This is a genomic window from Finegoldia sp. BIOML-A2 (assembly GCF_009678315.1).
In the GTDB taxonomy this organism is placed as follows: Bacteria; Bacillota; Clostridia; order Tissierellales; family Peptoniphilaceae; genus Finegoldia; species Finegoldia magna.
Genome location: NZ_WKZE01000017.1, coordinates 1 through 8,829, shown reverse-complemented (window position 1 = coordinate 8,829; position 8,829 = coordinate 1). Strand labels below are relative to the sequence as shown.

Genomic DNA, 8,829 nt, shown 5'->3' with positions numbered 1-8,829 from the left:
TTTTTTATTCTCACCGAATTATTGTTTGGTTTGTACTTCTCTCAAAGTATTTACTTTATTTAATTTATTAAGGTTCTTTGTTAAATTATTTCGTTGCCTCAAGTGACAACTATTAAAGTATACTATACTTTTTTTAGCTTGTCAAGACTTTTTTAAAACTTTTTTAAATTCTTGTAAACTTAATCAAGTTTTTGTTACGTCTCTTACAGACAACTATTACAGTATACGCTCCTAAATTATTCTTGTCAAGTATTTTTTATAATTTTTTTCAATTTTTCTGTAATCATGTATAATATTAAGTAAGAAAGGGGGGCTTATGGGATTCACAAATGATGATATTTACAGAGTTTTCACGATGTATCAGGAATGTTTGATGGTAAATTGTTCTCTTTTGAATAAGCTCGATGAGAATTTAAGTAACAGAGACCACGGTTCTAACCTGAATAATGGATTTAGGGAGCTTTTTACGACTTTTCCTGATTTCAAATCAGAAAACCTATCAACTCAATTCAGTAATCTATCATTTCTATTTACATACAAAGTAAAAGGCGCAACATCTCCTATCTACTCTTATGTATTCGATAAGGTTTCAGCATATCTTACAGATGTAGATGTTATCGACCGTGATATGTTTGGAGAGATTTTGAAAATCACGACCGAATCTGTGAAACTTGTTGGAAACTGCAAGTTAAATGACAAGACAATGCTAGATTGCATTCACGCTGCAACAGAAAGCTTTGAAAAAAACAAAAATGAAAATACAATTAGATTAATGAAAAAAATAAGCGTAGATTGCAAGATAGCTTGCGAACAAACTTCAGAAATGACAGCCAAGAAAGGCAAAGCACGTCACAACGCGATTTTCTCTGTTGGAGTGATAGACCCTGGTGCTTATTCTTTGTTTTTGTTTTTCGACACATTATACAAATATGTCCTCAAAAAAAGACGCACAAAATAAAATCTCAATTCAACTTTTAAGTTAAATTGAGATTTTTTCTTTATTCTTCTTCCAATCCAAGGATTTTGAGTTCTTCATCAGTAAGTTCTCTGAAATCTCCTTCTTCCAAGTCCTCTGGCAACATGAAATCACCTATTTGAACTCTTTGAAGTTCAACAACTTCATTGCCAACTTTTTCGAACATTCTTTTAACTTGGTGGTATTTGCCTTCCTTTATAGTAAGGTAGCAATTATAATCGTCTATAATTTCCATCGTAGCAGGTTTCGTTATGATATCTTCGGGCATCAGCTTTATACCTTTTTCAAACGTGTCGTTGTATTTCTCATCAACCTTATCTCTCAAAGTAACCTTGTACTTCTTGGACACATCTTTCTTCGGAGATATCAAATTGTGTGCAAATTTTCCGTCATTCGTGATAATCAAAAGCCCTGTCGTATCCAAATCCAACCTTCCTACAGGATTCAAATCAAACACACAAAGCTCTCCCATATCGTCAATCACAGTCTTGTGCATAGGATCTTTCGAATGACTCGTCACACCTTTTCTCTTGTTCATCACGAAATACAAATACTTTCTGTACTCAATAACCTCATCGTAGATTTTCACCACGTCGTTATTTTCATCTATATGCTCAGAAGACTTCTTCACAGTCACATCATTAACCGTGATAATCCCCTTTTTCACCATTTGTTTTATTTCTTTTCTCGTCGCGATCTTCATCTCGCTAAGCATTCTATCTAATCTCATATCTCTCCTTATGGTACAATAATTTTGGGTGATGTAATGTTTAGTTTATATTTTTTAACAATAAATTTAATAACTTTCCTAGCCTTCCTCATAGATAAAAGGAAAGCCATTCACAACAAATACCGAATTCCTGAAAATGTTCTGATTCTCTTGTGCATAATCGGCGGATTCATCGGAGCGTTAAACTCCATGATAATCTTCAAGCACAAACTATACAAGAAGAAATTCATCATAGCAATCCCATTGATTTCAGTTGTTTATCTTGTAGTATTCGTCTTAATTAGCCGAGGAATTTTTTCATTAAATTAAGCTTCTTGTCCGTAAACGGTTTGAATCTAAATGGATTGTCGACTTTTCTGGAAACATAGACCGATTGTTTGTGTGAAAAAGTGTCAAATCCCCATTTGCCATGATAATGGCCAAGTCCGCTATTGCCAAATCCACCGAAAGGCGCCTTGTTGTTGGAGATGTGCATCATACAATCATTGATGCATCCTCCGCCAAATCCCACAGAATTAGTGATATAATCGCACAATTTCTTGTCCTTAGTGAACACATAAAAAGCCAATGGATTGTCCATTCTTCTTATGTGCATCAACATCGCATCTATATCAGTGTATGAAATTATCGGCAACAACGGCCCAAATATCTCGTCTTTCATTATCTCATCATTAAAAGTCGCATCAGTGAACACGCACGGCTCAATAATCATCTCATCATCGTGGTATTTCCCACCGATTCTGTCCGATCTATCTCTCATAATTTTTCTGAACTCATCGTATTTTGTCTTCGTTTTTATCCTAGACATCTCTGAAATATCGGAATAATTCTCGTCAATTTCCTTCAGTATATAATGCATAAGCCTATCCTTGATGCTTTCTTCAACCACCAAATAATCAACAGCCACACAAGTTTGTCCAGAATTCGTGAACTTCGCCCAGCAAATCTTCTTCGCTGTATCTTCCAAATCGACATCCTTGTCCACGATACAAGGACTTTTGCCACCCAATTCCAAAACACATGGCTTCAAATTCTCAGCCGCTTTCTTATACACCGACTGTCCTCTGTTTTTGCTACCCGTGAAGAAATAAAAGTCAAACTCTTCTTCCAACACCTCATCATAACTTCTGTCATTTTCAAGATAAACGACATCCTCCACAGGCTTCAAAACCTCTTTCATAAGCTCTCTAATCCTAGGATTTTTCCTACTCATCATCAAATAAACACTATTTCCAGCGGCAATGGCATCAATCACAGGAATCATACTCAAATTAAAGGGATAATTCCACGGACTAATAATCAAACATACCCCGAACGCCCTGTTTCTGATTTCCGTTTTGTTCGGAAAAGTCAACAAATCAAAAGAAGTATTCTTAGCTTGCGCAAGTTTTACAGTGTTATTAATGAAGAAATTAAGCTCCTGCATCACAGTTGCATACTCTGTCATAAAAGCTTCGTATTCGCTTTTTCCGATATCTTCCTTCAAGGCCGAGATTATCTCTTCTCTATGATTTTTCACAGAATCTCTTAGTTTTCTCAGATACAAAACCCTAATAGAAGACTTCAACAAAACCGTTTGAGATTTTTCTCGTAAGTTTTCAATCATAATTTACCTCTCTATAAAAAATAAGCCAACTGATTCGTGTAAAATCAGTCAGCCTATAATTACTTTTCATTAATACGTACAAGTCCTATCAAATTGCCGTTAACATTTCTAATTGAATCGATTGATTTTTCGATGTCGCTCTTCTTAGTTTCTCCAACCTTGTACACCAACAAAGTCGCATCGCAAATCGCTGATAACGCAACAGCATCAGAATAAGCTTCGATTGGAGGAGTATCGATAATCACATAATCGTAGTTATCTTCCAAAATACGGATGAAATTCTTCATAGCTTCACTTGAAATAATCTCATTCGCATTTGGCGGAATAGCTCCAGCGTGAATAATATCCAAATCCCATATCGATTCATCGTGACTAATCGCAAGATTGTAGTCCATCTTATTCACAACGACATTTGTAACGCCGATTTCAGTGTCAATATCGTAGAAATTTCTCAAACTTGGTCTTCTCAAATCCATATCCACAATAACAACCTTGTGATTGGACAAAGCGAAGCTTTTCGCCAAGTTAGCAGCCACAGAAGTCTTACCTTCTCCAAAAAATCCCGAAGTAACCACGATAGACTTAATATTTGCTCCTGCAAACTTCACATTAGTTCTTAGATATTTGTATTGTTCATTAAACAAAGTCTTATCCTTCATCTATCATAGCACCCCTTTCATCAACATAAGGAATATCTCCAATAACATTTACTCCCAAATCCTCAACATTAGTGCCCACTCTCATGACATCATCGTGAGATTCCCTCACCATAAAAGCTATCAATGCAATAAAAAATCCCACAGCATATGCCAACAAAGTGTCCTTAAGCAAATTTGGAGACACAGCTTGTAGTGGCGCAGAAGAGTATTCCAACACCTTCACAGTGTATTCGTCTGCATCACTCTTCACAGTGATATCTGCCAATTCATCTGCAATATCTCTTGCACGTTGAATCACAGTATCCTCAACATTTATACTAACAATCTTTGAGTTTTCATCTGAAATGCTGATTTTCTTAGACAAATCCTCAACATTTGATCTCAATTTCAAATTTTGCTTCACTTCAGTCAACACCATTCTAGACTTAACCAAAGACTTCACAGTTTCTATTTGAGTAGTAGAAGTGTTGCCACTTTTAGCGCTCACTACAACCTTGGAATCAACGCTGTACACAGGTCTCACCCACATAACATCGTAGCAAATCATAGCAATCCCGAACAAAAGTGCAACCATAACAATAGGCACAAATCTATTTCTCAAAGTTCTTACAAATAAGTTATCTCTCATCTTATCTCCTCTTACCAAAAATCTTCGACAAAACTCCACCGCTCTTCTTCTCTAATACAGGAATCCTGTCTATTCTTTCATCTTCCACGATAAGTTGTGGATTAAGTCTCATAATCAAATCAAAATAATCCGAATCTATAATCTTATGAAGAGATTTAATCCCATCTCTAATATATTCTGCCTCATATGCATTTTCAGATTCCGTAGCCACAACATCCACCATTTGTCTGTCCAACAACTCCTTAGCAGTCTTGAACAACCTGCTAGATTTAGGCTTAACCACAGAACTCATATCCAATTGCACCAAACAGTCCCTTTCCTTCAAAGAAATCAAATAGTCTGGATTTTCTTGGACGTATTTGCATCTTTCCGGATGAACGATAATCGGAACATATCCTTTGATTTGGATATCGTATATAAACTTATTCAAATCCTTGTATTCAGTTGTACTTGGAAGCTCAAGCAGAATATATCTGGAATAATTAATCGAACTAATCAGATCATTGTGAAAATACTCCATCATCTTAGGATCACAGCTCATCAAATTGCCCGACAACACCTGAAAATCAATCTTTTGATAATCAAGTTCCTCATTAATTCTGTCGATAAGAAGTTGCTTTTCATCAGATGTCAGAACCCTTCCATTCGTAGAAATCTCAGAGGCACTCACAACCTTTTTGTAACCAAGTCTCACATATTCTATTGCAGTCGCAATAGCCTGATCCATATTACTCGAACCATTCTTCATGTCCGCCATTATCTTACTATTAATATCAATCATTTACTCACCCAAAAATTCCTTAGAAACAAAACCTACTTGACCATTAAAATCAACCTTAATCCAAGTAGCCCCATCGTCATCCTTTGTTTCTTCGATAACCTTAAGCTCATCGTCCTTCTTAAGCTTAGTCACAATATCAGAATTAGTGCTAGCTTCACTTCTCATATTCAAAATATCCGCAGTAACCTTCATAGTCTTCTTTTCAGTAGATTCTTCTGGTTTATTAGAATCAGCGTTTTCTTCAGAAGGCTTTTCAGTAGTTTCTTCCGGCTTTGAATCCTCAGGCTTAGCTTGTTCTGTAGACTCATTTTCCACAGATTCTGTTACTTCCGTATTTCTCATCGATTCGTAGTGTTCCGGTTTTCTCAAACAACCCGTCGTCAACACCAAAACCAAAATCGCAATAGGTATCAATCTCTTCATCTTATCATCTCCTAATTAACAATTATTATTTTAACATATATTAAGACTTTTATGCACTTAAAATCGGCAAAAAATCACTACTTACATTATACCATCAAACGCCTATTTATAAATATCCCCTCTGCTATCAATATCAAAAACAAAAATCACAATCTCATCTTCTACAACCTTGAAAATCGCCCTGTACTTTCCAATCCTCAGCCTAAAAACATTCCTCTCACTACAACGGAAAATCTTGATATCGTATCTGAAGAAAATTTCCTTGTCTTTAGACAAATCCCTAAAAGCCTTGTAAAATTTCAGACCATACTCCTTGTTCTTTTTGATAAACTTTTCTGCACTTTTACTGTACTTAACCTTGTATAACATCGTCAATGTCCAACTCTCTCATATCAGAAGTATCCGAAAAATCTATCCCCAAATTGTCGAAATATTTTTGTTCATCCTCAGCTACATACTCGCAATTTTCTTGCAAAAATTCCAACAATTCTTTTTTTTCTTCCCTTTCAATCTTTTCAATAGCAGCAATTCTCAAAAATTCAGAAAAAGAAATCCCCTTGTTTCTGACAAATCTTTCTATAACTGCATTTTGATTTTCAGGCAAAGTAATATTTTTTCTTACAGTATTCATAGACACTCCTTTCATTCAATACTCATAGTGTGTATATGTGTATTATACATCTTGTAAATTTTCTCGTCAACAAACAAACGTGACAACCCACTCATTATTATATATAATAATAGAAAATGATCATTATAAAATAAGGAGAAAAATGTGAAAATTTCGATAATAGGATATTCTGCATCAGGAAAATCCACACTAGCACAAGACATATCACAAACATACGATCTGCCATTGCTTCATCTTGACCAAGTAAACCACACAGAAAATTGGCAAGAACGTGACCTTGACGAAGCGATTAACATAGTAGAAAATTTTATGAAACAAGACGATTGGGTAATAGATGGAAACTATAGCAAATTAAAGAAAACGGAAAGACTCGCTCTATCTGATATCATAATCTTCCTTAACTTCAACAGATTCAATTGCCTTGCAAGAGCCATCAAACGCTACATCAAATACCATGGCAAAACCAGAGAAAGTTTACCAGACAATTGCCCCGAAAAATTAGATTTTGAATTCATCAAGTGGATACTAGTAGATGGCCGCAGCAAAGAAAAACGAGAAAACTATGCCAATATGAAAAAACACTACCCACACAAATGGATACAAATCAATAACCAAGAAGAACTCACAAAATTTAAGAAATACCTTCAACGAAGCAACGTGAGCCTGTAATAGGCTCTTTTTTTGTTGGAGTTTTTTGAAAAACAAATATTTTTGCACACAAAAATACCCGATCATACGATCGGGTATCTTCATCTCAATAAACTACAGAATTAAAATCTATAATTTATTCTTCATCTTCTTTTTTCTTCTTTGAAACATACAATCCACCCAAAGTAGATAAAGCTGCAGCAGCCATCATCATAGCTTCTGATTCAATACCTGCTTTTGGTAAGTTCTTAGCTGGTTTGTCTTGTTTAGAAGGTCTAGTTGGTGCATCAGAAATCTTTTCAACTAAATCACTACCTTTGATAGTATCCTTAGATCCATCTGGATAAGTGATAGTAGCTGATCCATCTTTTCCGATTTCAACCTTAGTTCCTTGTGGGAATTTATCCTTATTAGCCTTTTCAATAGAATCCTTAACCTTGTCTTTTTCGTCCTTAGTTAAGTTAGAAGGATCTTCAACCTTAGTCTTTCCTGGAACTGTTGGATCTACCTTATCAGCGATATTCTTGTCTGATGGTTTATTGTTATCACCAGGTTTGTTTCCATCGCCAGGTTTTTGATCATCGCCAGGTTGGTTTCCATCACCAGGTTTTTGATCGTCGCCAGGTTTGTTTCCGTCACCAGGTTTTTGACCATCGCCAGGTTTTTGACCATCGCCAGGTTTTTGAGCATCGCCAGGTTTTTGATCATCACCAGGTTTGTTTCCGTCACCAGGTTTTTGACCATCGCCAGGTTTGTTTCCATCACCAGGTTTTTGACCATCGCCAGGTTTGTTTCCGTCGCCAGGTTTGTTTCCATCACCAGGTTTGTTTCCGTCGCCAGGTTTTGATGGATCAGTTGGGCCACCTGGAGTTGTTCCTGGGTTATCTCCAGTAGATTTTTCATTAACCAACTTGTCTGCTGGAATAGTATCCTTTGATCCATCTGGGTATGTGATTGTCGCATTGCCCTTTTCGTCAACGTCTACTTTTGTTCCTTCTGGGAACTTATCCTTGTTAGCATCTTCAATCTTCTTCTTAACTTCTTCTTTTTCCTTATCAGTTAAGTTATCTTTGTCACCTACATCAGTCTTTCCTGGAATAGTTGGGTCGATAATATCAGAGATTGGAAGTTCTGGTCTATTATCAATTTCTGGATCTCCATGCTTGTATTTGAATACAAGGTCTTCTGCTGGAATAGTATCTTTTGATCCATCTGGGTATGTGATTGTTGCATTACCCTTATCATCAACTGATACTTCTGTTCCTTCTGGGAACTTATCCTTATTAGCATCTTCAATCTTCTTCTTAACTTTTTCTTTTTCCTTATCAGTTAATTTATCAAGATCTTTAACTCCAGTTTTTTCTGGTAGATTTGGTTGAACTTTTTCTGCATCAGTTGCACCCTTTTCAGTTATAGTTTGATCAGGAGTTAAGGTATTTGTTGATCCATCTGGATAAGTGATAGTTACATTACCCTTGTCATCAACTTCAACTTCTTTAGCTTCAGGATTTACTTTCTTAACTTCATCCTTAACTTTCGCTTTTTCTTCGTCAGTTAATTTATCCTTATTTTCAACTTCTGTCTTATTTGGTGCTACTGCTGGATTCTTTTCTGCATCTGTTTTTGCTTTTTCAGTTACTGTTTGCTCAGGAGTTAAAGTGTTTGTAGATTTGTCTGGATATGTTAATGTTACTGATCCATCATTTCCTACTTCTACTTTTTCAGCTTTTGGATTCTTGTCTTTAAC

12 protein-coding genes are annotated in these 8,829 nt (G+C 35.8%); 3 read left to right on the top strand and 9 right to left on the bottom strand.

All coding sequences use genetic code 11. The annotated features are described in order from the left end of the window. The first annotated feature begins 316 nt into the window (after positions 1 to 316). Positions 317 to 958: a dihydroxyacetone kinase subunit L gene (locus tag GKF99_RS08440; RefSeq protein WP_154273146.1), complete on the top strand. Its 642-nt coding sequence runs from the start codon at positions 317 to 319 to the stop codon at positions 956 to 958. Positions 959 to 998: 40 nt separating this feature from the next. On the opposite strand, the gene GKF99_RS08435 is transcribed toward GKF99_RS08440, so the two are convergent. Then, entirely contained in the window at positions 999 to 1,706 is a 708-nt protein-coding gene (locus GKF99_RS08435) for a pseudouridine synthase (protein WP_154273145.1), read from the bottom strand. Positions 1,707 to 1,742: 36 nt separating this feature from the next. Here GKF99_RS08435 and GKF99_RS08430 point away from each other — a divergent pair, with 36 nt between their 5' ends. After that, the gene (locus GKF99_RS08430) at positions 1,743 to 2,015 is read left to right on the top strand and encodes a DUF1294 domain-containing protein (RefSeq protein WP_154273144.1); all 273 of its coding nucleotides are present in this window, start codon (positions 1,743 to 1,745) and stop codon (positions 2,013 to 2,015) included. Here the strand turns inward: GKF99_RS08430 and GKF99_RS08425 are convergent. The 7 genes from GKF99_RS08425 to GKF99_RS08395 all read right to left on the bottom strand — a co-directional run bounded on the left by GKF99_RS08425 (position 1,987) and on the right by GKF99_RS08395 (position 6,434). After that, on the bottom strand, positions 1,987 to 3,312 hold the full coding sequence (locus GKF99_RS08425; RefSeq protein WP_154273143.1) for an aldehyde dehydrogenase family protein: 1,326 nt from the start codon (positions 3,310 to 3,312) through the stop codon (positions 1,987 to 1,989). The genes GKF99_RS08430 and GKF99_RS08425 overlap by 29 nt on opposite strands. Before the next feature lie 59 nt (positions 3,313 to 3,371). Continuing rightward, positions 3,372 to 3,971, bottom strand: coding sequence for a CpsD/CapB family tyrosine-protein kinase (locus GKF99_RS08420; protein WP_094207647.1), 600 nt, complete (start codon positions 3,969 to 3,971; stop codon positions 3,372 to 3,374). After that, entirely contained in the window at positions 3,961 to 4,599 is a 639-nt protein-coding gene (locus GKF99_RS08415) for a Wzz/FepE/Etk N-terminal domain-containing protein (protein ID WP_154273142.1), read from the bottom strand. Before GKF99_RS08415 ends, GKF99_RS08420 begins: the two co-directional genes overlap by 11 nt. Before the next feature lies 1 nt (position 4,600). Beyond that, complete coding sequence (locus tag GKF99_RS08410) at positions 4,601 to 5,380, bottom strand: CpsB/CapC family capsule biosynthesis tyrosine phosphatase (RefSeq protein WP_154273141.1); 780 nt, start codon at positions 5,378 to 5,380, stop codon at positions 4,601 to 4,603. Continuing rightward, positions 5,381 to 5,803 (bottom strand): SH3 domain-containing protein, encoded by a 423-nt coding sequence (locus GKF99_RS08405; protein WP_154273140.1) that lies wholly within the window; start codon positions 5,801 to 5,803, stop codon positions 5,381 to 5,383. A 102-nt stretch (positions 5,804 to 5,905) separates the two neighbouring features. After that, positions 5,906 to 6,172 (bottom strand): type II toxin-antitoxin system RelE/ParE family toxin, encoded by a 267-nt coding sequence (locus GKF99_RS08400; protein WP_154273139.1) that lies wholly within the window; start codon positions 6,170 to 6,172, stop codon positions 5,906 to 5,908. Beyond that, entirely contained in the window at positions 6,156 to 6,434 is a 279-nt protein-coding gene (locus tag GKF99_RS08395; protein ID WP_241673598.1) for a DUF6290 family protein, read from the bottom strand. Before GKF99_RS08395 ends, GKF99_RS08400 begins: the two co-directional genes overlap by 17 nt. Before the next feature lie 144 nt (positions 6,435 to 6,578). Here GKF99_RS08395 and GKF99_RS08390 point away from each other — a divergent pair, with 144 nt between their 5' ends. After that, positions 6,579 to 7,103 carry a DNA topology modulation protein gene (locus tag GKF99_RS08390; RefSeq protein WP_172976436.1) on the top strand — a complete coding sequence of 175 codons (525 nt, stop codon included), beginning with the start codon at positions 6,579 to 6,581 and terminating at the stop codon, positions 7,101 to 7,103. Between the two features lie 115 nt (positions 7,104 to 7,218). Here GKF99_RS08390 and GKF99_RS08835 read toward each other — a convergent pair. After that, on the bottom strand, positions 7,219 to 8,829 hold a 1,611-nt coding region (locus GKF99_RS08835), incomplete at its 5' end, for an LPXTG cell wall anchor domain-containing protein (RefSeq protein ID WP_154273137.1).